This window comes from Pseudomonas sp. NY15181 (assembly GCF_048068055.1).
Classification (GTDB): domain Bacteria; phylum Pseudomonadota; class Gammaproteobacteria; order Pseudomonadales; family Pseudomonadaceae; genus Pseudomonas.
On sequence record NZ_JBLUPT010000008.1, the window covers coordinates 218008 to 240205 of the forward strand.

At 65.3% G+C, this 22198-nt stretch carries 23 protein-coding genes; 12 read left to right on the forward strand and 11 right to left on the reverse strand.

Translation table 11 applies throughout. The features are described 5' to 3' along the window. The first annotated feature begins 24 nt into the window (after positions 1-24). Genes tadZ through ACNFBT_RS19365 form a run of 7 tightly spaced genes read left to right on the forward strand, consistent with a single transcriptional unit; the run spans position 25 to position 7121 of the window. Complete coding sequence (tadZ, locus tag ACNFBT_RS19335) at positions 25-1209, forward strand: type 4b pilus Flp biogenesis protein TadZ (protein ID WP_416752056.1); 1185 nt, start codon at positions 25-27, stop codon at positions 1207-1209. Next, positions 1206-2456, forward strand: coding sequence for a type 4b pilus Flp biogenesis ATPase TadA (tadA, locus tag ACNFBT_RS19340; RefSeq protein ID WP_416752058.1), 1251 nt, complete (start codon positions 1206-1208; stop codon positions 2454-2456). Before tadZ ends, tadA begins: the two co-directional genes overlap by 4 nt. Continuing rightward, positions 2453-3343, forward strand: a complete 891-nt coding sequence (locus ACNFBT_RS19345) for a type II secretion system F family protein (protein ID WP_416752060.1) — start codon at positions 2453-2455, stop codon at positions 3341-3343. Before tadA ends, ACNFBT_RS19345 begins: the two co-directional genes overlap by 4 nt. Positions 3344-3353: 10 nt before the next feature. Then, complete coding sequence (locus ACNFBT_RS19350; RefSeq protein WP_416752061.1) at positions 3354-4262, forward strand: type II secretion system F family protein; 909 nt, start codon at positions 3354-3356, stop codon at positions 4260-4262. After that, the gene (locus ACNFBT_RS19355; protein ID WP_416752063.1) at positions 4259-5083 is read left to right on the forward strand and encodes a tetratricopeptide repeat protein; all 825 of its coding nucleotides are present in this window, start codon (positions 4259-4261) and stop codon (positions 5081-5083) included. Before ACNFBT_RS19350 ends, ACNFBT_RS19355 begins: the two co-directional genes overlap by 4 nt. Before the next feature lie 20 nt (positions 5084-5103). Continuing rightward, positions 5104-5385 (forward strand): DUF3613 domain-containing protein, encoded by a 282-nt coding sequence (locus tag ACNFBT_RS19360; RefSeq protein WP_416752065.1) that lies wholly within the window; start codon positions 5104-5106, stop codon positions 5383-5385. A 17-nt stretch (positions 5386-5402) separates the two neighbouring features. Further along, positions 5403-7121 carry a pilus assembly protein TadG-related protein gene (locus tag ACNFBT_RS19365; protein ID WP_416752067.1) on the forward strand — a complete coding sequence of 573 codons (1719 nt, stop codon included), beginning with the start codon at positions 5403-5405 and terminating at the stop codon, positions 7119-7121. A gap of 15 nt (positions 7122-7136) precedes the next feature. On the opposite strand, the gene ACNFBT_RS19370 is transcribed toward ACNFBT_RS19365, so the two are convergent. Both ACNFBT_RS19370 and ACNFBT_RS19375 read right to left on the reverse strand, forming a co-directional pair. Then, positions 7137-7958 (reverse strand): response regulator transcription factor, encoded by an 822-nt coding sequence (locus tag ACNFBT_RS19370; protein ID WP_416752069.1) that lies wholly within the window; start codon positions 7956-7958, stop codon positions 7137-7139. Between the two features lie 148 nt (positions 7959-8106). Beyond that, on the reverse strand, positions 8107-8586 hold the full coding sequence (locus ACNFBT_RS19375; protein WP_416752071.1) for an A24 family peptidase: 480 nt from the start codon (positions 8584-8586) through the stop codon (positions 8107-8109). Between the two features lie 209 nt (positions 8587-8795). Here ACNFBT_RS19375 and ACNFBT_RS19380 point away from each other — a divergent pair, with 209 nt between their 5' ends. Next, entirely contained in the window at positions 8796-9263 is a 468-nt protein-coding gene (locus tag ACNFBT_RS19380; protein WP_416752073.1) for a TadE family protein, read from the forward strand. 8 nt (positions 9264-9271) lie between these two features. Further along, positions 9272-12049: a PAS domain-containing sensor histidine kinase gene (locus tag ACNFBT_RS19385; RefSeq protein WP_416752075.1), complete on the forward strand. Its 2778-nt coding sequence runs from the start codon at positions 9272-9274 to the stop codon at positions 12047-12049. Between the two features lie 54 nt (positions 12050-12103). Here the strand turns inward: ACNFBT_RS19385 and ACNFBT_RS19390 are convergent, their stop codons facing one another. The 3 genes from ACNFBT_RS19390 to ACNFBT_RS19400 all read right to left on the reverse strand — a co-directional run bounded on the left by ACNFBT_RS19390 (position 12104) and on the right by ACNFBT_RS19400 (position 15361). Next, positions 12104-13573 (reverse strand): inorganic phosphate transporter, encoded by a 1470-nt coding sequence (locus tag ACNFBT_RS19390; protein ID WP_416752077.1) that lies wholly within the window; start codon positions 13571-13573, stop codon positions 12104-12106. A 291-nt stretch (positions 13574-13864) separates the two neighbouring features. Continuing rightward, complete coding sequence (locus ACNFBT_RS19395; RefSeq protein ID WP_416752079.1) at positions 13865-14086, reverse strand: hypothetical protein; 222 nt, start codon at positions 14084-14086, stop codon at positions 13865-13867. A gap of 198 nt (positions 14087-14284) precedes the next feature. Further along, a complete protein-coding gene (locus tag ACNFBT_RS19400; RefSeq protein ID WP_416752081.1) occupies positions 14285-15361 on the reverse strand; it encodes a sigma-54 interaction domain-containing protein in 1077 nt (358 codons plus the stop codon). 235 nt (positions 15362-15596) lie between these two features. Here ACNFBT_RS19400 and ACNFBT_RS19405 point away from each other — a divergent pair, with 235 nt between their 5' ends. Beyond that, the gene (locus tag ACNFBT_RS19405) at positions 15597-15902 is read left to right on the forward strand and encodes a PsiF family protein (protein WP_416752083.1); all 306 of its coding nucleotides are present in this window, start codon (positions 15597-15599) and stop codon (positions 15900-15902) included. Positions 15903-16237: 335 nt separating this feature from the next. Here the strand turns inward: ACNFBT_RS19405 and ACNFBT_RS19410 are convergent, their stop codons facing one another. The 3 genes from ACNFBT_RS19410 to dmeF form a co-directional block, all read right to left on the reverse strand. Beyond that, positions 16238-16372, reverse strand: a complete 135-nt coding sequence (locus tag ACNFBT_RS19410; RefSeq protein ID WP_268173190.1) for a hypothetical protein — start codon at positions 16370-16372, stop codon at positions 16238-16240. A gap of 78 nt (positions 16373-16450) precedes the next feature. Beyond that, complete coding sequence (locus ACNFBT_RS19415; protein ID WP_416752085.1) at positions 16451-17380, reverse strand: pseudouridine synthase; 930 nt, start codon at positions 17378-17380, stop codon at positions 16451-16453. An 83-nt stretch (positions 17381-17463) separates the two neighbouring features. After that, positions 17464-18429 carry a CDF family Co(II)/Ni(II) efflux transporter DmeF gene (gene dmeF / locus ACNFBT_RS19420; protein WP_416752087.1) on the reverse strand — a complete coding sequence of 322 codons (966 nt, stop codon included), beginning with the start codon at positions 18427-18429 and terminating at the stop codon, positions 17464-17466. A gap of 59 nt (positions 18430-18488) precedes the next feature. Here dmeF and ACNFBT_RS19425 point away from each other — a divergent pair, with 59 nt between their 5' ends. Next, positions 18489-18764, forward strand: coding sequence for a metal/formaldehyde-sensitive transcriptional repressor (locus ACNFBT_RS19425; RefSeq protein ID WP_416752089.1), 276 nt, complete (start codon positions 18489-18491; stop codon positions 18762-18764). 9 nt (positions 18765-18773) lie between these two features. On the opposite strand, the gene ACNFBT_RS19430 is transcribed toward ACNFBT_RS19425, so the two are convergent. Beyond that, a complete protein-coding gene (locus ACNFBT_RS19430; protein ID WP_416752091.1) occupies positions 18774-19004 on the reverse strand; it encodes a DUF2789 domain-containing protein in 231 nt (76 codons plus the stop codon). A gap of 190 nt (positions 19005-19194) precedes the next feature. Between ACNFBT_RS19430 and ACNFBT_RS19435 the strand changes: the two genes are divergently transcribed. Further along, on the forward strand, positions 19195-20397 hold the full coding sequence (locus ACNFBT_RS19435) for an MFS transporter (RefSeq protein ID WP_416752093.1): 1203 nt from the start codon (positions 19195-19197) through the stop codon (positions 20395-20397). Here the strand turns inward: ACNFBT_RS19435 and ACNFBT_RS19440 are convergent, their stop codons facing one another. Next, positions 20398-21000, reverse strand: coding sequence for a glutathione S-transferase family protein (locus ACNFBT_RS19440; RefSeq protein WP_416752094.1), 603 nt, complete (start codon positions 20998-21000; stop codon positions 20398-20400). Between the two features lie 262 nt (positions 21001-21262). After that, positions 21263-22081 carry a polyphosphate kinase 2 gene (gene ppk2, locus ACNFBT_RS19445; protein ID WP_416752096.1) on the reverse strand — a complete coding sequence of 273 codons (819 nt, stop codon included), beginning with the start codon at positions 22079-22081 and terminating at the stop codon, positions 21263-21265. Positions 22082-22198: the final 117 nt, after the last annotated feature.

A 22198-nucleotide genomic window follows, 5' to 3' on the forward strand; every position in this document is an offset into this window, starting at 1 on the left:
AGGGAACGGGAAGGGAGCGACAGCATGAGTCAGACATTCGTCGCACTGGTACAGCATCCCGGCGAGCAGGAGTGGCTGCAGAACAGCCTGGCCAACTGCGGACAGGTGGTGGTGGCCAACAGCGGAACCCTGGAGGAGGTGCTGGCGCTGCTCGATGTCACGGGCGCCAGCGTCCTGTTCACCAGCCTGAACAAGGGCAACGTGGTGGCGCAGAGTTCATTGATCGAGGGGTTGGTGTCGGCCCGGCCGCTGCTCTCGGTGGTGGCCGTGGGCGATGGCCTGGACAATCAGCTGGTACTGGCGGCGATGCGCGCCGGTGCCCGCGATTTCGTCACCTACGGCGCCCGCGCCAGCGAACTGAGCGGCCTGATTCGCCGCCTGGGCGGACGCCTGCCCAGCGTGCCGGTGAGTGCCGCGCGGCAGGGCGAGCTGGTGAGCCTGGTCAGTGCCCGGCCGGACGCCGATGGCGCGTTCGTAGCGCTGCACCTGGCGCTGGCGCTGCAACGCCAGGCCGATAACCGCGTGCTGCTGGTGGACATCGGCCAGCCCAGCGCTGAGGCGCTGGCGATCCTTGGCATGGAGTCGGCCTTCAGTTTCGCCGATGCCATGCGCAACCTGCGCCGTCTCGACCAGACGCTGATCGACAGCGCGTTCACCCGCCATGATTCCGGGCTGCGCATCCTCAGCCTGTCGGATGAGCCCGGCATCCTGGAGCGCGTCACCACCGCCGAGATCTATCTGCTGCTGGGCAACCTGCGCAGTGCGTTCACCCATGTGCTGATCAACCTCACCGGTGTCGCCGAGGGCGAGCTCAGCAGCCAGTTGCTGGCGCAGGCCAATCGCGTCCTCTGGCTGGTGGACCAGAGCGTACCGTCCTGCAAGAAGGGCCTGGAACGCCTGCGTCGGCTGCGTGAGCGCAGCCCATCGCTGCCACGCATCGAGCTGCTGATCGAGCGCTACTGGCCGTCCGTGCCGCCGGATTCGTCGGCCCTGGGCAAGATGTTCGGCCTGGAGCTGTTCGGCGTGCTGCCGGCATCGCCCGAAGCGCGGCTGCGGGCGAAGAATATCGGCCAGAGCTTGTTCGACCTGTCACCGCGCGACCCGCTGACGGTGAAGCTGCGCGACCTGGCGGACAACCTGGGGGCGAACGTCGGTGAGCGTCCGCGGCGCTTCGCCTGGCTGGGCTGGCCGAAGGCGGCACGGTCATGAGTTACGGCAGCGGAAACGGCTTCTCCGGCCAGCACGATCAGGACCTGCAAGCGCTGAAGATGCGCCTGCACCGCTACATCATCGACGAGATCGACGAAGACGGCATGAACCTGCTGGAGGGCGCCCGCCCGGCAGTGGCCCAGTACGTCTCGGAGAAGGTCTGCGAATACGCCGCACGTCGTCAGTTGGCGATTTCCCGCTACGAGCTCGATCGCCTCGCCGAAGAGGTGGTGGATGAGCTGACCGGCTTCGGTCCGCTGGAAATCCTGCTGCGTGACCCGAACATCTCGGAAATCCTGGTCAACGGCCCCGACCGTGTTTTCGTCGAACACGGTGGCCGCCTGTACCAGAGCGACCTGCGCTTCATCGACGATCATCATGTGCAGCGCGTGATCCAGCGCATCCTGGCGCCGCTGGGCCGGCGCCTGGACGAGTCCAGCCCGATGGTCGATGCGCGCCTGCCCGACGGCAGCCGGGTCAACGCGATCATTCCGCCGGTGGCGCTGGACGGGCCCTGCCTGTCGATCCGCAAATTCAGCAAGGAACTGCTCAAGAGCGCCGACTTGCTGGGCTACCAGAGTGTCGACGAGCCGATGCTGGCGTTTCTCCGCCAGGCGGTGGAGAGCCGCTGCAACATCCTCATCAGCGGCGGCACCGGCACCGGCAAGACCACGCTGCTCAACGTGATGAGCAGCTTCATCGACGAGCGCGAACGTATCGTCACCATCGAGGACACCGCCGAACTGCAGCTGGGCCACAACCACGTGGTGCGCCTGGAGACCCGGCCACCGAACGCCGAGGGCTTCGGCGAGGTCACCGCCCGCGAGCTGATCCGCAACGCCCTGCGGATGCGCCCGGACCGCATCATCCTCGGCGAGATCCGTGGGGTAGAGGTTCTCGACGTACTGCAGGCGATGAACACCGGCCACGATGGCTCGATGAGCACCGTGCACGCCAACTCGGCCATGGACTCGCTGCTGCGCCTGGAGATGCTGGTCGGCCTCACCGGTCAGCGGGTGCCGGAGCAGACCTTGCGGCAGATGCTCTGCTCGGCGCTGGACATCATCGTGCAGATCACCCGCCTGGCCAGCGGCCGGCGTTGCATCAGCGAGATCCTCGAAGTGCTGGAGGTGCGCGACGGGGTGTACGTCACCAACTCCCTGTTCAGCCTCGACCGGCGAGGCAGCGGACAGTTCGTTCGCACCGCCCAGCCGGGCGGGCTGAAGTTCCGCCAGGTGCTGGTATGAACGGTGCGCTGCTGCTGGGCGCGGTCAGCCTGGCGCTGGGCCTGTTCGGCGTGCTGACCGGGGTCATGGCCTGGCGCACCCGGCACAACGAGCAGGTGCTGCAGCGCCTGAGCGGCAGCGGCACACTGCCGGCGGAGACGGCACGCGGCCGCAGCAGCCACTGGCTGGCCCGGCGCATGCGTCGCGCGGGCGTCTCCGACATGCGTCGTTGGCTGCTGTGCTTCGCAGCGGCGGCGTTGCTGATGGGGCTGGTGGGCGCCCATGTGGGGGGCGCGCTCGGTGTCGCGGGAGCCCTGCTGCTGGCAGTGGCGGGTGGGCATGTGCTGCTCAACGTGCTGTACCAGCGTCGCTTGCGGCGGATGATCCGGCAGATGCCGAACTTCCTCGACCAGGTAGTGCGCAGCCTGCATTCCGGACGCACCCTGGGCGATGCCATCGCCCAGGCGGTCAATGCCGCGGATGATCCGCTGCGGGAAATCCTTTCCCTGGCCAACAACCATGTGCAACTCGGCATCAGCCTGCCTGAAGCACTGCAGGAAGTGGCGGAACTCTACGATCAGGAAGAGCTCCACGTGTTCTCCCTCGGCGTGGCGGTGAACCACCGCTACGGCGGCAATACCACCGACCTGCTGGAAAACATCATCAAGGTGATCCACGAGCGGGAGAAACTCAGTCGCCAGCTGCATGCCATGACCGGCGAGACTCGCCTGAGCGCCCTGGTGCTGGCAGTCCTGCCGGTGAGCCTGGGGGCCTACATCCTGTTCACCAATCCCAGCTACCTCATGAACATGTGGCTCGACAGCAGCGGACGCTGGCTGCTGTTGACCTCCCTCGGACTGCAGGTGCTGGGCTGCTACACGCTCTGGCGCATGCTCAAGAGCATCTAGGAGGCGGGCAATGCCAATGACCTATGGTCTGCTCGTGGTGATCCTGATACTGGCTGCGGCGCTGGTGGCCTTGTCGCAGAGTCGCGCCGCCGGGCGCGAGCAGCGTCTGATCGAACAGCGCCTGGGCAGCGGCCCATTGCCGCGCGCCGGCGGACGGCGCCTGGCCGGCTTGCTGGGGCGTGTGGGCGGCAGCGGGCTGGCGCAGCGACTGCAATTGCGTGACCACGAGGTGCGCATCCTGCTGGAGCAGGCCGGCTGGAGCGGCGGCATGCCGCGCAGCATCTACCTGATGTCGCTTCTGCTGTGCCCGTTGTTGCTGGTGGGGCTGGCGCTGGCCGTCAGCCTGATGCCCAAACCGTTGTTCGAGTCGCCGTTGCTGCCGGTGGTCTTCGCCGCCGGAGTCGGATTCCTCCTGCCCAAACGTGTGCTGGCGCATTTCGCCACCAAACGCCGAGAGCGCCTGGCGGAGGAAGTGATCGTGTTCATCCAGCTGATCCGTATCCTGTTCGACTCCGGCCTGACGGTGGAGCAAAGCCTGCGGGTTGTGCGCCAGGAAGGGCAGAACATCGTGCCGGTGCTGGCCGAGGAACTGGAAACCGTACTGGCGCATATCGACAGCGGCCTGGATCTGGCCGACGAGCTGGAGCTGCTCAACAAGCGCCTGGCCGTGAGCGAGCTCAGCGACTGCTGCAACGTGCTGCGCCAGATGGTGCGCCAGGGCGGCAGTGCGCGCAGCTCGCTGCTGACCCTCAAGCAACTGTTCGAGGACCGCCGGCTGACCCGCCTGCAGGAAAAGGTCAGCAAGCTGTCGGCGAAGATGAGCCTGGTGATGATGCTGCTGCTGTTCCCGGCGCTGCTGATCATCCTCGCCGGACCGGGGTTCATTGCGATTACCAAGGCTTTGGGGGGCATGAAATGAGAAACGCAGTCGCAGTCGGTCTGCTGAGCCTGACGCTCGGCGGTTGCGCCAGCCTGGGCACGCTGGGCGGCAGTCCGGTCGGCCAGTCGTGCAGCGAGCACCTGGGACAAACAGTGGAACTGCAGCTCAACCTGGCGCGGGAAATGCTCGACCAGGGCCGTGCCCATGCGGCCCTGGCCAATTTGGAGACCCTGCCGCAGGACTCGCTGGACGTGCGCGAGAGCAAGGCGCTGGCCCTGCGACGCATCGGCAGCCCGTTGGCGCGGACCGAGTACCAGTCGCTGCTGAGCACCTGCAAGGCCGCCGAGGCCCATCACGGCCTGGGCCTGATCGCCATGCGCAGCGGCAACCGGATCGAGGCCGAGCGCGAACTGCGCGAAGCGGCTCGGTTGCAGCCTACCGACAGTTCCTTCCGCAACGATCTGGGTGTCGTGCTGCTGGATCGAGGCGACCGCAGCGGCGCGCGCTTCGAGTTCATCACCGCGCTGGAGCTCAGTGAGGGCGGCAAGCTGCCGGCCACCAACCTGCTCAGCCTGATGTACCTGGAAGGCGAGAACAGCCAGGCCGAGGGGTTGATCCAGCGCACCGGCCTGTCCACTGACGATGTGCGCGAGGCCCATGAGCGCGCCGATGCGCTGCGCTCGCCAAATTCTTCGCCCGCGCCGGCAGAGAGCCTGAGTCACCAACAGCCAGCGCCCGCGACCGAACAGGTCGATGCCGTTGTGCAGGTCCAGGCCCCGGTCGTGAGTGTCGATGCCGTGGCGCAGGATCACACTTCTGCGGCGGCGCGTGACGCCGGGCTGCTGGTCAAGGCCCGCTGAGGCGGGTAAGGAGAACGACGATGAAGGCATGGATCTTCGCCGGCGCACTGCTGGCCGCTCCGTTATTGGCGCAGGCCCTGGAGTCTCCCACTGCGCAACCGGGCACCGTTGAACGCGACCAGCAGGAAGTGCTCAGCTGGCTGGACCTGCAACGTAGCGGACAGGTCGCCTCGCCCTATCCGCAGAGCGCCACGGCGGCCGAGCGTGACCGCGCCTACCAGCGCTACCTGAAGAGCTATACCCGCGAAATTCCCGAGCATCTTCTGGACGACAACAACGATTTCAGCACCGGGAAGAACTGATTCTTCGGGAGCGGATCATGGGACGCGAACGGCAACGAGGTGCGATCGGCATCATGGCGGCGGGGACGCTGCTGTTGGCGCTGATCTGCCTGGCGCTGGTGATCGACACCGGGCGCCTGTACTACGAGCAGCGCAAGTTGCAACGGGTCGCCGATATGTCCGCGCTGGAGGCGGCGTCGCAGAGTGGGATGTGCGCCGCACCCGCAAGCGGGAGCAGCCCGCAGGACTACGCCCTCGCCAGTGCGGCGAAGAACGGTTTCGTGCCAGTCGCCAATGGCGATCTGGTCGCCACGTTGGGCAGCATTTCCTTCGATGACACATACGGCGAAGAATCGCGCCGGATCTTCACACCAGGCGGTGACGATCAGGACTCGGTGAAGGTCAGCGTCGGCCGTACCGTTCCTTCCAGCCTGATTCTCAATGTCGCCAGCCTGTTCAGCGGCGCGAAAGCGCAAACACGCCTCAGCGCCGAAGCAGTGGCGCGGCGTACGGCGATGGCGGGCATATCGGCGGGGACTACCCTGGCCTCGCTTGACGATCAGCAGGCCGGACTACTCAACAACCTGCTCAATGCATTGCTCGGTAGCCATCTCTCCCTGAATGCGGTGGGTTACCGGGGGCTGGCCAATGCCAACGTCAGCCTGCTCGGGCTGTCGGACCAGATGCGTGCACTCGGGGTCAATGTGCAGGCCGGCTCCGTGGACTCGTTGCTGGGGGCGCAGGCCAGTCTGGCCCAACTGCTGGGAGCGACGCTCAACGCCATCGATCCGACGCAGGTCACAGACCTGAATACCGCACTGCTGGGGCAGCAGTTGCTGGGAGCTGGAGTGAAGACGGCGACCGTCACGCTGGGTAGCGTGCTTTCGGTGGTGGCACCTGACTCGGTGCGGGATCAGGCGTTGCAGGGCTCGGTCAATGCCCTGGACCTGATCTCGGCGCTGGCGTTCGTTGCCAACCGGCAGCATGCGGTGACACTCAATACCGGCGTCAATCTGGGTGGTTTGACTTCGGCACAGGTCCAGCTCTGGATCGTCGAGCCGCCACAGATCGCTTTCGGTTATCCCGGCAAGGACAGCAATGGTCAATGGCGCACGCAGGTTCGAACGGCTGCGATCCGGACCAATGTCACGGGCAGCGTTACTTTGCCCGGTGTGCTCAGCATCGATCTGGGCCTGGCGCTGGATGTGGCACAGGGAACGGCTGCATTGGAGAGTATTGCCTGCGGGGGGCTGGGACGACCCGTGGATGTTACCGTCCATGCTCAGCCCGGCATCGCGCAGCTGCACCTTGGGACATTCCGGGATGGACAAAGCGCTACGGTCGATCCGATCAGCGTCAAAATCGTTGGTGGCCTGGTTGGCGCGGATGTTTCGGCGGCTACCGTGGTTGGCGGTGTCACCGGCACCTCCCTGGACTATCGGGTCTCCAGCCCCGCGGATCTGCCAAGCGAGCCGCAAACCGCCGCCAGCGACATTTCCCAGTCGCTGGACAATGCCATCGGCACGCTGTCTTCGTCGATCAACGTGACACCCACCGGGATTCTGGGCCTGTTGTCGGTGCTCGGGCTCAACCCCAGCTCTTTGGTCAGCACAATTCTCGGGGCGCTCCGCCCCGCACTGACTGCCCTCGCCGATGTCGTGCTCGACCCTTTACTGCAGTTGCTCGGGATCAGCCTGGGAACCATCGACGTCCGCCTGATCGACCTCCAGACCAGCGGCACGGAGTTGCTGATCTGAAGCTCCGCGCGGTGCTCAGTGCACCGCGCTGCTGTGCGAGGCGCTGGGAGAGAGCGCCAGTGCCAGTTGGGTGCGGTTGTGCATGTGCATCAGCCGCAGCACCTGGGACACATAGAGCTTCACGGTGTTTTCGGTGATGCCCAGGTCGTAGGCGATCTGGTAGTTGGTCAGGCCCTTGCTGACCAGCCGCGCAACCGCCTGCTGGCGCGGCGAGAGCTTGTTGAACAGCGGATTGTTCACCACCGGCGCGATCTGTTCGGCATTGTTCGGCGCGCTTTCCGCCGCTTCCGGCTGTTCCTGCTTGAGGGCGCTGCTGGGCTGGCCGCCGTGCACCTCGTACTTGATCTTGTGGATATCCCGCGAGATCGAGTTGAGCGACTCGGCGAGGTATTCCAGGCGCTGGTTCACCTGGCTCAGGCTGAGCTGGCTGCGAATACGCTCATGCAGGCGTGTTTCCAGGCGCTCCAGACCATTGAGCAGGTCCAGCGGTGCGACTGGTTTCTGGTAGTAATCGGCGACGCCGACGCGCATGGCTTCGATCACTTCCTGGCTGCCCTGCTGGCCGGTGAGGATGATGGTTTCGAAGAAGCGTCCGTTGCCGGCGATCTCCTTGAGTGCCTCGACCACGCGGATGCCATTGTCCCGTCCCAGGCCCAGGTCGCAGATCACCAGGCCGATCGAGTTGTCGTCACGGAACTTCTGCAGGGCGCTGTCCTTGCCGTCGCTGATGACACAGCGGTAGCCGCTGTTTTCCAGTAGCTCGGAAAGCTCGGCGGTGACCTGGGGTTCATCGTCGATGACCAGCACGCTGAAACGACGATTGGCCGGTTTTTCCATGACTGCACGCTCCTAGCGAAGGCATATTGCACTGTTCTTATCGTCAGGCTTCCGGTCTTCCACAGTCGCCTACTCCATCTCGTGACGGATGGTATTAACCCATAGCATATAGTCGTTAAGTCTGTGACTCGCCATGTGAAGAATTTGTTCAGGGGAAGAGCGCGCTATACGCCAGAAGTCCGGCGAAAATCGAAAATATGAAGGGGAACGACTTGCGGCTTGACGGCAACATTCTTGCTAATTTCGATTTGGAATTAACTGGAAGCCGATCCGAATCAATCAAAAGTTTGCTGGAAAGCATCAGTACAAGGCTGATCAGGCTGGCGAGAGCGAGCACATAGAGCAGCAGCATTGGTTCGCTGGCGATGCCCAGGGCTACCAGTGCCTTGACGTCGGCTGCCCCCAGTTTGCCCAGCAGGTAGCCTGGCACGCTCAGCAGCAGCGCCAGGAACGTCGCGACCAGCGCGGCTTGTGGCGGATGGCCGGTCAGCGTGTGACCCTCGATCAGCAGGAAGGCGGCGGCGATCAGCGCGCCGCCGAGCGTCAGCAGATTGCTCACTCGCAGGCGTGTCAGGTCCTGGTAGGCACACACTGCGAACCAGCCCAGCAGCAGGAAGTGGACCAGCATCGGGAGCTTCCCTGTTCACACGAAAGAGTTAATACCTTATGCCGGGAATGTCTCTTCGCCGGCAGGATCTAGTATTAATCAATCAGTGCCGGACTTCGCCATAAGTTTCTTCAGGAATCTTTCGTGCAGCCGACTAACTGAACGGTCAATCAATTATCAAAAACCTGAGCGAACAATCAATTATCGAAGTTTTCCGAGGAGTGCCGCGTATGAAAGGAATCGGCAGTTTCCAGATGCAACGCGGAGCAGTGGCGATCGAGTTCGCTGGGGTTTTCGTTCTGTTCTTTGCGGTGCTCTACGGCTTGTTGGGTTACTGCGTGCCACTGCTGATGCTTCAGGCCTTCAACGATGCCGCCGCGTCCGGGGCGCGCGTCGCCATCTCGGTCAATCCGCAGGCCAACGACTACAACGGAGCCTTGCTCCAGGCGGTCACCAACGAAGTGAATACGCGCCTGCGCTGGATGCCCGATGCCTGGCACAAGGGCTGCTACAACGGCGCCTATCTGGATCAGCCGGTCATCGAGCGGGTGAACGGACGTGACTTCACCCGTATCCAGGTATGTATCAACTATCCCTATGCCGCTTCGCCCATTGTGCCGTTGCTCACCCTGCCGGGCATCGGCACCATCCCGCACCTGCCGGACGTTTTGACCGGCCAGGCCAGCCTGCTGCTCTAAGGAAGGTGATGTTCGATTTCTTCCGCTCGCTGACCGGGACGCAGGACGACGAACCCGAACCGTCCGCGCCCAACCGTCCCCTGGCTGCGCGGCAGCGTCCGGCCTTGTCGGCCGAGGCCGTGGCGCCGCCGACCGCCGTGGCGCACTGGGACATCTGGCTGGAACTGGACGGCCGCGACCGGGTGGTGGCCCATGGCGGCCGGCAGGCGCACCGGCTGCTGACGCCCTCCGGTGGCGCGGAGTGGCCTGCGCTGGGCGACTACCTGGAGCGCCGGGTGCCCGGCAGCATGCCGCTCACGGGGTTGCGTGGCGGCGAGCGGGTCGATCTGGCGCTGCGCAGCACCGGCGACCTGCCGCTGGTGTGCCGCTTCCAGGCGGTGCTGCAGGCCGACGAGCATTGCCTGTTGCTGGGCACCGATATCTCCGACCTGAACTGGCAGTCCGACAGCCAACAGCACAAGTTGCAGTGCCTGAACCTCAGCAAGCTGCTGCTGGCGCGCCTGCGCCACAGCTCGCAGCGGCGCCTGGGCGACGCGGTGAGCGAGGTGCTGGAGTCCTTCTGTGGCACTTTCCAGATGCGCTCGATGGCGCTGCTCCTGGAGTCGGCCGATAGCGTGCTGAAGGTCTTCGCCTGCCACGTCCAGCCCGGTTTCGACAGCCTGATGCGCGAAGGGCTGACGCTGCCCGATGGTGAACTGCGCCGGGCCTCCGGCGCCTATCTGCTGGAGAGCGGCGCAGGCCATTCCGAGCTGTTGCGGATGCTCTGCTGCGACTGCCTGTACCTGGTGCCGGCGCCGGTTCGCGGCGGACGCCTGGCCGGACTGCTGGCCGAACCGGCGGCGCCGAGTGGAGGTGGCCAGGGGCCGACGCCCAGCGACTGGCAATACCTGGCGGAAATCCTCGCCAACCTGGTACACGAGCGCTCCGAGCTGCACAGCCTGCGCGACAGCAGCAGGCGCCTGAGTCTGCTGCAGGACATGGTCGGCGGCGGCTGGTGGCGGATGCGTCTGGAGGATGAGGTGTTCGAGCTGTCGCCGGCCGTGGCGGCTTGTCTCGGGCTCGGCGCCGGGCAGGGCGAGCTGGCCCTGGCCGACCTGCTGCCGATGCTGCACCCGGCCGACGCCGATGAACTCCGCCTGCGCCTGCGCAATCTGCAGCCCGGTGCGCGCCTGGTGCAGGACCTGCGCCTGCGCGGCCATGCATCCACGCAGACGCGGCGCTGGCTGCGCCTGCAAGGGCGGATGCAGGCACGGGCCGGCGACCAGATGATGGATGGCGTGCTGCTGGATATCAGCGAAGGCAAGTCGCAGGAGGAGCAGGCCCTGGCGGCTCACGCCCGGTTGCGCAACCTGATCGATAGCGCGCCAGTGGTGATCTATGTGCAGCGGGTGGAAGAAGGGCACCTGATTCCCGAGTTCTACAGCGAGAGCGCCGGCAACCTGCTGGGGCTCGACCTTCAGGGGCAGAACTGGCAGGCGCTGGCCGAACGGGTGCACCCGGAGGACCTGGAGATCTTCCTCGCCCGCGGCCGCGAGCTGCTGCGCGAGGGCCGGGTGCGCACCGAATACCGTCTGCGTGACGCCGCCGGCGAATGGCACTGGCTCTACGACGAGGCCAAGCTGCTGCGCGATATCCAGGGCATCCCGCAGGAGGCGGTCGGCCTCTGGCTGGACGTCACCGAGCAGCATCTGGCGGCGCTGCAGATCGCCGAAAGCGAAGAACGCTACCGGGTGCTGGTAGAAGACTCGCCCGCGCTGATCTGCCGCTACGCCCCGGATCTCGCCCTGACCTTCGTCAACCACACCTTCGCCCAGGTACTGGGCGAGCCGGTGGAGGCGCTGCTCGGGCGGCGCCTGGACGAGTGGCTGTCCGCCCAGGATTGCAGTGCCCTGCGCGCCCGCCTGGTGGGCGGCGCGCAGGCGGCCAGTGACGACTCCTGGGAATTGCGCTTCTCGCTGGCCGGTCAGCGCAACCTCTGGCTGGTATGGGCGGACCGCCCCCTGCTGGATGCCGACGGAAAACTGGTGGAAGTCCAGGCGGTCGGTCGCGACAACACCGCCGTGCGCCGTGCCCAGCAGCAGTTGGCGCAGGGCGCGAAGATGGCCAGCCTGGGCGAGATGGTCAGCGGCATGACCCATGAGATGAAGCAGCCGCTGCATGTGATGCGCATGGCGCTGTACAACGCCCGCCAGCGCCTGGCCGATGCCGACTACCTGAAGGACAAGATCGAGCGCGCGGACGCCCAGATCGACCGCCTGTCCCGGGTGGTTGGCCATATGGGCGTGTTCAGCCGCACCTCCGAGCTGGAGATGTCGCCCTTCGATCCCTTCGCGGCCTGCGAAGGCGCATTGGAACTGCTGGGCGAGAGCCTGACGCAGCAGGGCATCCTGCTGGAGTGCCGGCCACCGCCGCAGCGGGTGAGGGTCTACGGCTTCGCCGATCAGCTGGAGCAGGTGCTGATCAATCTGCTGGCCAACGCGCGCGATGCGCTGCTCGGACGGGGGAGCGAGGGCGCGCGCTGGATCGGCCTGTCGCAGGAGCCTTGCGCCGATGCGGGATGGGTCGAGCTGCACGTTCGGGATAACGCCGGCGGCATCGACGAGGCCCTGATGGAGCGGATCTTCGAACCGTTCTTCACCACCAAGCCGATCGGCAAGGGCACGGGCCTTGGGCTGTCGGTGAGCCATGACCTGATCCGCAACATGGGCGGCAGCCTGTCAGTGGACAACCACAAGGGCGGGGCACGCTTCCGGGTGCGCTTGCCGCTGCAGCCGGCGGCAGACTGAGCGGCAAAAAAAACGCCTGCGGATGCAGGCGTTTTTCCTTGGGCTGGGTCAGGCTCAGATGAATTTCGAGGTGAGCCAGAACAGACCGGCGGCCAGGCCCATCGAGGCGGGCAGGGTGAGCACCCAGGCCATGAGGATGTTGCGTACCGTGCCGCCTTGCAGGCCGCTGCGGTTGGCCACCATGGTGCCGGCCACACCCGAGGACAGCACGTGGGTGGTGGAAACCGGCAGGCTGTAGATGTTGGCCAGGCCGATGGCGGCGGTGGCGGTGAGCTGGGCGCTGATGCCCTGGGCATAGGTCATGCCCTGCTTGCCGATCTTCTCGCCAACGGTGAGCACCACGCGCTTCCAGCCGACCATGGTGCCGATGCCCAGGGCCAGGGCGACGGCGATGATCACCCAGAACGGTGCGTATTCGGTGGTGGTGGTCAGGTCCTTGCGCAGCTTCTCCAGGTCGGCCTTTTCGCGGGCCGGCAGCTCGGACAGCTTGCCGACTTTCTTCGCGGTGTCGTCCAGGCACAGCAGGTAGCGGCGCACCTGCACGCGGGCGTCGTTGCTCAGTTCGGTATAGCTGGAAACGCCACGCAGGTCGCCCAGCAGGCCGTTGAGGGTAGCCTCGGTCTGCTTCGGATCGCAGCGGTACAGGTCCGGCATTTCGGCGTCATTGGCCTTGCCCAGGGCCAGCATCTCGCCGAGGGTCTCGGAGTGGCGCTGGTAGAACTGCTGCAGGTGGGTGGCGGCGTCGCGGGTACGCTCGATCTGGTAGGTGGTGCTGTTCAGGTCGAGAACGAACTGGGCCGGCACGATGCCGATCAGCACCAGCATGATCAGGCCGATGCCTTTCTGGCCGTCGTTGGAGCCGTGCACGAAGCTCACGGTCATGGCCGAGATCACCAGCACCAGGCGGTTCCAGAACGGCGGATGCTTCTTCTCGTCGACGTCGCGGCGGGTCTCCGGAGTCTTGTGCATCTTCGACAGCGGGTACATCCACTTCAGGCCGATCAGCAGGCCGGCGGCGACCAGGAAGCCGGCCAGCGGCGAGAAGATCAGCGACAGGCCGATGTCGATCGCCTTGCCCCAGTTGATCCCGTCGGCCAGCGGTACGCCGGTGATCAGCGCGTTGGCCAGGCCCACGCCGAGGATCGAGCCGATCAGGGTGTGCGAGCTGGAGGCGGGGATGCCGAAGTACCAGGTGCCGAGGTTCCAGGTGATGGCGGCGGCGAGCAGCGAGAACACCATGACCAGACCGTGGCCGGTGTTCACGTTGATCAGCAGCTCCACCGGCAGCAGGTGGACGATCGCGTAGGCGACGCCGACGCCACCGAGCAATACGCCGAGGAAGTTGAAGATGCCGGAGAGGATCACCGCGCGGTAGGGCGACATGGCCTTGGTGTAGATGACCGTGGCCACCGCGTTGGCGGTGTCGTGGAAGCCGTTGATGAACTCGAAGGCGAGTACGAATGCCAGTGCCAGCACCAGGCTGACACCCACCCAGATATCGAGTCCGCTGAAGAGATCGAACATGAAGTTTCTATGACCGGTCGGAGACGGGGCGGCGATTATGCCAGAAGCAATGAGTACCGTATTCAGCCTGAAACGGTTTCTCGAATTTGCGCGACGCCTCGTCGCACGCTGCTTCCAGGCCGGGTGGAAAAAACTTGCAATGCTTCCACGTCGGGCGGCCCGCCCGTCTGATGAATGTTCTGAGGTCAGTACCGGACTCCCCCTCGGAGCCCATCCCACCCGAAAGCTGTGACCTTCCTACGGCAAAAAATCTGCCTGGTCGGCTTACTGGAGGAACGTTCGTACCCGGACCTACGGTTTAGGGGAAGCGGCTTCCTGTTCCCTTTTCAGTCGTTGTTCTTCGATTTTTTCCAGTTCCCGGTCGAAGGCCTGATCGAGCAGGTTGCGGCGCTTGCGCCACGGCTTTCGTTCGGGGTCCGGCTGAGCGGCATAGCGGGTGACTTCGCCGCCGTAAACATCCTTGTAGCGTTGCTCCTGGCGCTCCAGTTCCGCGCGCAGTTCGTCTTTGGTCACGATGTGTCCTGATGACAGAGAGAGTTCGTTGCCGGCGGACGTCCTGCCTGGACGTCGCTCCAGACAGTGTAGTCGCTGGACGCTACATAGCCGGAAGGACCGGAAGCGGCGCGGATTATAACCTTTTGCCAGGGTGGCACGGTCGAGCGCCGCCGACGGACGGCATAAGGCCAGCAACGACGAGGGTTGCAGGGAGGCTCAGGCGGTCCGGCTGAGATTCAGCTCGCCGATCTTCTCCAGCCGCGCGCGGACGATGTTGCGGCTGATGCCCAGCAGGCGGCCGGTCTGCAACTGATTGCCGTGGCAGAAGTGGTACGCGGTGCGGAACAGCACTTCCTCGATGTGCTCGTAGAGGTCGGGCTTGTTGCTTTCGAACAGTTCCAGCAGCGCCTGTTCCAGCGTTGCCTCGACGCGCGGGGCAAGGGCGTGGGGGATGTGCTCGTGGCGCAGCAGGTCGTGGCGCGCTGCCGACGGCAGCTCGGCCAGTTGCAGGTCGCCCGGCTGCACCTGCTGGTTGCGGCACACCAGCAACGCATGGTGGATGGCGTTCTCCAGTTCGCGGATGTTGCCTGGCCAGCTGTGGCCGAGCAGCTTGCGTTCGGCCTCGTGGCTGAGTGATGCGCGGTTGTAGCCCAGGCGCTGGCAGTGTTCTTCGAGGAAGAATTCGGCCAGCGGCAGGATGTCGCCGGGGCGCTCGCGCAGCGGCGGCAGGCGGATGGTGGCGACGTGCAGGCGGTAGAACAGGTCCTCGCGGAAGTGTCCGGCGACCACCGCGTCAGCCAGGTTGACGTTGGTCGCGGCGACGACCCGCACATTGATCGGCACCGGCGTGCGCGAACCCAGGCGCACCACCTCGCGCTCCTGCAGCACGCGCAGGAGCTTGACCTGCATGTTCAGCGGCAGGTCGCCGATCTCGTCGAGGAACAGGGTGCCGCCATTGGCGGCCTCGAACCAGCCGGCCTTGCTGCTGGTGGCGCCGGTGTAGGCGCCTTTCTCGTGGCCGAACAGTTCGCTCTCCACCAGCGTCTCGGAGAAGGCGCCACAGTTCACCGCGACGAAGGGGGCGGCACTGCGCCGGCTGAGCTTGTGGATATGCCGGGCGACCAGCTCCTTTCCGGTACCGGTTTCGCCGATGATCAGGGCGTTGGCCTCGCTGGGGGCGAGGCGTTCGATCCGGTTGAGCAACTCCTGCGAGCGCGGGTCCTTGAACACCAGTACCGTGGCGCGGACCGACTTGGTTTGCTCGCGGGCATTGGGGAGGGTCAAGAGCGACATGGCAGGCTTCCTGGCGTACCGGATGAGTGGGCAGCGCCATACTGCGGCATTTTTGTTATTTCAAAAAATTATTAATTAGAATTTATATATAACCTAAATTCTTTTCTGGGTGACGACAGCCGGTGCGTCGTCCGCGATTCTGTTCGAGTGTTCCGCATGCGCCAGGTGTCCCGGGTCGCCAATGCGGGCGCGCGAGCTACGCTGAGAAAGGCAATTCATTCTAGGAGACCTCTCCATGACCACCGTTCGAATTCCGCTGCTTGCACTGGCCCTTCTGTTCTCGGTGCAAGGGTTCGCTGCTACCGCCGCCCAGACCGCGCAGCAGGAAAAGATGAAGACCTGTAATACCGAAGCGACCACCAAGACCCTCAAGGGCGATGAGCGCAAGGCATTCATGAGCAAGTGCCTTTCGGCCGGCAGCGACGCCAAGGCGATGACGCCTCAGCAGGAGAAGATGAAAACCTGCAACGCCGACGCTACCGCCAAGGCCCTCAAGGGCGATGAACGCAAGGCGTTCATGAGCACCTGTCTGAAAAAGTGAGGATGGAGCGCGGCAGTGCCGCGTGATTTGCTGAAAGGGCAGCCTGGGGCTGCCCTTTTTCGTGCGGGTGGCGTCGGGGGAAGGCCGACTGCAGGTTCGCAAGCACGGGCTGGGCGTCCCTCGGCCCTACGAGCGGCGCGCCAGAGCCGGGCCTACTTGTAGGAGCGAGCTTGCTCGCGAACCTGCCTGAAGATGATGTTCGATCCGCCTGCTCCAGTAGCAGGTCGCGGGCCACGTCGATCAGACGCCGGAAAACACCAGCCAGGCGCTGATCAAGGCATAGGCCACGATCGCCGCATCGATCCGCAGGCTGGGCGGCAAGCGCCGGGACAGGTTCATTTCCTGGTCACCGCGGACCAGAAGCCCTGGGCATTACGGAACGGCTGGCGAGCCATCTGCTCGGGGCGGGTGATGCCATCGGCCAGCAGGGCGTTGACGAGGGCGGAAAAGGACTTGGCGCTGTAGCTCATGTTCGGCTCCTGATGCTTTCTCTCCGTTGGGTGGAGCTATGAAAACATCGGGGCCACTATCGACGGAAATGGATAGCCTTAAGGGTGACCATCGATGAAATTGATGGAAGGCCAGGACAGCTCGAGCTGGCTTTCGAAGTGACGCGGCTCGCCGGTGAGCGGGTCGATGAAGTCCAGCCGGCGGGCCAGCAGCTTCAGCGGCTTCTCGTAGTCTTCCGGCGGGCGTTCTTCGCGCGGCAGCAGAGTGGGGTAGAGCGGATCGAAGCACAGCGCCGCGCCCAGGGCCGACATGTGCACGCGCAACTGGTGGCGCTTGCCGGTCACCGGATACAACCCATAGCGCCATAGCTCGCCGCGCTGCTCCAGCACCTCGATGCGCGTTTCGCTGTTGGGCGCGCCGTCCACTTCCTGCATCAGGATGAAGGGATCGCCATCCACCATCCGCGATTTGCGCACATGGGGAAACGCCAGTTGCGGCAGCGCCGGGGCGATGGCCTCGTACATCTTGTCGATGCGCCGTTCGCGGAACAGCGCCTGGTAGGCGGCGCGGCTGTCGGGGTTGGCGGAGAGCAGCACCAGCCCGGCGGTGAGCCGGTCGATGCGGTGCAGCGGCACCAGCAGCGGGTTGTCCAGACGCTTGGCCAGGCGCGCGAGCAGCGTCTGCTCGACGTACTGGCCGGACGGCGTCACCGGCAGGAAGTGCGGCTTGTCCGCCACCACCAGGTGCTCGTCGGCGTACAGGATGTTTTCCTGGAACGGCACCGGCGTTTCCTGCGGCACTTCGCGGAAGTAGTGGATGCGCAACGCCTCGCGGTAGGGATGCTGCGGGCCGATGGGCTGGCCGTCGCTGTCCAGCACCTTGCCGCGCGCCATGCGGTCCAGCCAGGTATCACGGCTGATCGCCGGGAAGTGCGCGCACAGGCAGTCCAGCACGGTCGCCCAGGGCCCGGCGGGCAGGTGCAGGGTGCTGGCGCGTTGCTGGGCGGCGGAGAAACGGGAGCTGGACATCGGAAGCGGCGACCGGGGTTCGACAAGCTGCGCATTAGGCCGCAGCCGCGCGGTGGTCGTCAAAGCCGCTGCGGCTTCCGGTGTCAGGCCGCGACGGGGTTGATCTCCACCGTGATGTGCACCAGTTCCTCGTGGACCTGCAGGCGCTGGCGCACCCGTTCGGGCGTCAGGTCGCCGGCGGTGGCGAGGCTGAGGATGCAGGCGTAGCGCGACTTGCCCACGCGCCACAGGTGCAGGTCGGTGATGCGCGCCGGCTGTGGCAGCTCGGCAACCACCTCGCGGATTTCCTCCAGCACCGGATCGTTCATCTCCGCATCCAGCAGCACCCGGCTGCTCTGCTTGAGCAGGCCGACCGACCAGGCCGCCACCAGCCCGGCGCCGACTATGCCCATCAGCGGGTCGAGCCAGGCCGCGCCCCAGAACATCCCACCGATCAGCGCAACGATGGCGGCCACCGAGGTGGCGGCGTCAGCGAGCACGTGCAGGTAGGCTGCACGCAGATTGAGGTCATGCTCATGATCGTGGTGATGGTCGTGCCCATGGTGAGGGTGGTCATGATCATGGTGATCGTGGTCATGGTGATGATGGTGGTGCTCGCCACGCAGCAGCCAGGCGCAGACCAGATTCACCAGCAGGCCGAGCGCGGCGATGGCGATGGCCTGCTCGTAGTGGATCGGTGTGGGGGTGAGCAGGCGTGCCACCGACTCGAACAGCATCAGCCCGGCCACGCCCAGCAGCAGGATGGCGCTGGTGTAGCTGGCCAGCACCTCGATCTTGAAGGTGCCGAAGGCGAATCGCGCATCGCCCTTGAAGCGCCGTGCCGCCACATAGGCGAAGAACGCCAGGCCCAGCGCCAGGGCGTGGGAGCTCATGTGCCAGCCGTCGGCGAGCAGCGCCATGGAGTTGAAGACCCAGCCGCCGGCGATCTCCACGACCATCATCACGACGGTCAGCAGCGCGGCGCGCAGGGTGTTGCGTTCGGCCAGGGGATTGCCTTCATGGAACTGGTGATCGTGCTGGCCGTCTTGCGGCTGTGCAGCGTGCTGCATGATGATGGTCCGTAATAGGAGTCTTGATACTATACCCCAGTATACTTTGGAGCGTTGACGTGGGACATACCATCAAGGACCAGAAGAAGCTGCTGACCCGAGTGCGCCGCATCAAGGGGCAGAGCGAGGCGCTGGAGCGGGCGCTGGAAGCGGGCAGCGAATGTGCGGCGATCCTGCAGCAGATTGCCGCGATCCGCGGCGCGGTGAACGGCCTGATGGCCGAGGTGCTGGAAGGCCACCTGCGCGACCACCTGGGTGCCGAAGAGCGCACCGCGGCCGAGCGCCAGGAGGACCTGGAGCAGGTAGTGGGCGTGCTGCACTCCTATCTGAAGTAGCCTGGCGACTCAGCCGGACAGGCGTACCGCCAGTTCGTCGACTTCCTCGGCCCAGTCCGAGTCATCGTCCAGGGCCTCGCGCAGGAACTCCGCCTGGGCGGGGTTCCAGAACGGCGCGTCCGGCAGTGCCTGGCCTGCGACCAGCCGGTGGCTGCCGAGAAACGCGTCGATGTCCTGGCGGCCATTGGGCAGGCCGAGTTGCTTGAACAGTGCGCCGAGCGTGTGCGGGCTGGTATCCATGGGAACCTCCGGTAAACCCGTTGAGGGCAGGGGGCGCGTCCGTGGACGCGGGTGGCTGCATCAACTATAGGTGCATCTGCCCGATGGCAGCGCCGGATCGGGCCGCGTGCAGGGAGAATAGATAGCCTGCTTTCAATTTCCCCGGCGCCGCGCAATGATGGGCGCAGCCCTCCCACCGCCAGGCCTGTCCATGAGCTCTCCCGAGCAGCGAACTGTCGCCGTCACCCGGCAGATACTCGCGACCGTTTCCTTCACGCTGATCCTCTACCTCAGTATCGGTCTGCTGCTGCCGGTACTGCCGGGTTTCGTCCACGCGGGCCTGGGCTACGACACGGTCACCGCCGGCGTGGTGATCAGCCTGCAGTACCTCGCCACCTTGATCTCGCGTCCCCTGGCCGGCTACCTGACCGACACCCACGGCGCCAAGCGCGCGGTGCTCTACGGGCTGGGCGTGCTCGGCGCCGGCGGGCTGCTGGTGCTGCTTTCCACCAGCCTGGAGAGCGTGCCTTGGCTGAGCCTGATGCTGCTACTGGGCAGCCGCCTGCTGTTCGGCCTGGCGCAGGGGCTGATGGGCATCGGCACCGCCAGCTGGGGCATTGCCCAGGTCGGCACGCAGAACACCGCCAAGGTGATTTCCTGGAACGGCATCGTCAGCTACGGCGGCATCGCCATCGGCGCGCCGTTGGGGGTGAGCATGTCCGGCGCGCTGGGGTTGTGGAGTCTGGGGGCGAGCATCCTGCTGTGCACCGCCCTGGGCCTGTTCGTCGCCCGTGGCCGGCCGGCGGTGCCGATCATCGCCGGTACGCGCATGGCCTTCCATGCCGTGCTCGGCCGCGTACTGCCCTACGGAATGTGCGTGATGCTCGGATCCATCGGCTTCGGCACCCTGGCCACCTTCATCACCCTGTATTACGGCAGCCAGGGCTGGGCCAATCCGGCTTGGTGCCTGACGGCCTTCGGCGTCTGCTTCATCGGGACTCGGCTGCTGTTCTCGGGGACGGTCAACCGCTTCGGCGGCTTCGTGGTCGCGGTGGTCTGCCTGGCGGTGGAAAGCGGCGGCCTGCTGCTGCTCTGGCAGGCACCCGGGCCGGGCTTCGCCCTGCTGGGCGCGGCACTCACCGGTTGTGGCCTGTCGCTGGTCTACCCGTCGCTGGGCGTGGAGGCGGTGCTGCGCATTCCGGCCAGCAGCCGCAGTGCGGGGCTGGGGGCGTACGCGCTGTTCTTCGACCTGGCGCTGGGCGTGGCCGGCCCGCTGATGGGGCTGATCGCCGTACGCCACGGCTATGCATCGACCTTCCTCGCCGCCGCCGGCCTTGCCGCCTGCGGCTTCGTCATCTGCCTTGGCCTGCTGCGCTGGACGCGGCAACGCCATGAGGCGCTGCCGCAGGATTGATCACACCGGCGGGAAGGCCTTGAAGGCTTCCTGCGACTCGGCGTGGAGCGTCCAGTCGTGCAGGGCGGGGTAGGTGTCCGCCGGCATGTACTGGACGTGCAGCAACTGGATGAAGGTCCAGGCCACGGCGATGCTCAGGCCGGCCTGGTCGAGCCGCCCATCGCGCGGCAACGGCTGTTCGGTGAGTTCGCGCTCCAATGCGGCACAGGCGGCGTGCAGCTGGTCCTCGACCCGCCCTTGCCACGGCATGTGTTGTTTGTCCTCCGGGCGTTGCTGCTCGTAGTAGCGTTGTACCGCCTTTTCCATAGCCGCCAGCCCCAGCCCCAGCAGGCGGGTGGCGCGCACCCGCGCGGTGGATTCGTCGGGCATCAGGCTGCGTCCGGCCTCATGCTCGATCAGGTCGATTATCAGGGAGGAGTCCATCAGCGTCTGGCCGTCATCGAGGATCAGCGTCGGTGCCTTGACCACCGGATTGATCCCGCGAAACTCGTCGTAGGTGCTGAATACCGAGAGCGGGCGGTGTTGGAATTCGACATCCAGCAGACGCAGGGTGATGGCGACGCGGCGGACATAGGGGGAATCGAGCATTCCGATCAGTTGCATGGGGGCATCCTGTTTCTGGCGATCACATGGAGGCTGGCGCAATTTTCCGCGCAACGGTCACGAATCTAGCGGCTTTGGCCGCGCAGAAAAATAGAGGATCTTTGATCGGTTCGGTGAGAAGTGCTGGCAGAGTGCCTTGGCGCCCTTCACCGGCAGCGTGGCGCTCGCAGCCCATGGCTCGATGGCGGGAGCGGCAGGGGGACATGCCGCTCGTCGCGAGTCGATCCTGGGCCGGCGCGGTGGGCGCGCCGGTCCCGGGGGATCAGTGGACTTCTTCTACATAGCGGTAGGGGTAGTCCGGGCTCTTGTAGCGGCCGATCTTGCCGCGCTTGGGCAAATCGACCTCTTCCCGTGGCACATCCTTGTAGGGAACATGCTTGAGCAGGTGGTCGATGATGTTCAGGCGCACACGCTTCTTGTCCTCGGAATGCGCAACGTACCAGGGCGCCCAGGGCGTATCGGTGCTGGCGAACATCAGATCGCGAGCGCGGGTGTATTCGTCCCAGCGGGTGAAGGACTTCACGTCCATGGGCGACAGTTTCCAGATCTTGCGGCCGTCGGTGATGCGGTCTTCAAGGCGGCGCGCCTGCTCTTCCGGCGTTACCTCCAGCCAGTACTTGAGCAGGATGATTCCGGACTCGGTCATCATCCGCTCGAACAGCGGGGTGACAGAGAGGAACTTGTCGGCCTGCTCCTCGGTGCAGAAGCCCATCACCCGCTCGACGCCGGCGCGGTTGTACCAGCTGCGGTCGAAGATCACGACCTCGCCAGCCGCCGGCAGGTGCTTGATGTAACGCTGCACGTAGAGCTGCGACTTTTCGCGCTCGGTGGGGGCCGGCAACGCCACGGTGCGGAACACCCGCGGACTGACGCGTTCGGTGATGGCCTTGATGGTGCCACCCTTGCCGGCGCCGTCGCGGCCTTCGAAGACGATGCAGACCTTCAGCCCCTTGTGCACCACCCACTGCTGCAGCTTGACCAGTTCGACGGTCAGTTTCTTCAGCTGTTCTTCGTATTCCTTGTTGCCAAGCTTCTTCTTCGGTCCCTGCTCGGCGACCTTCGCCTTGATCTTCTTGCCCATCGTGTTCTCCATTCCAGTCGGTGCGCGATTACATGGCGCGCTCGTTGAGCATAGCGGACGAAAGCCATCGAACCTCTGCGAAAAAGATTGTTTGAGACGTGCGAGGGAGGTTCGCAG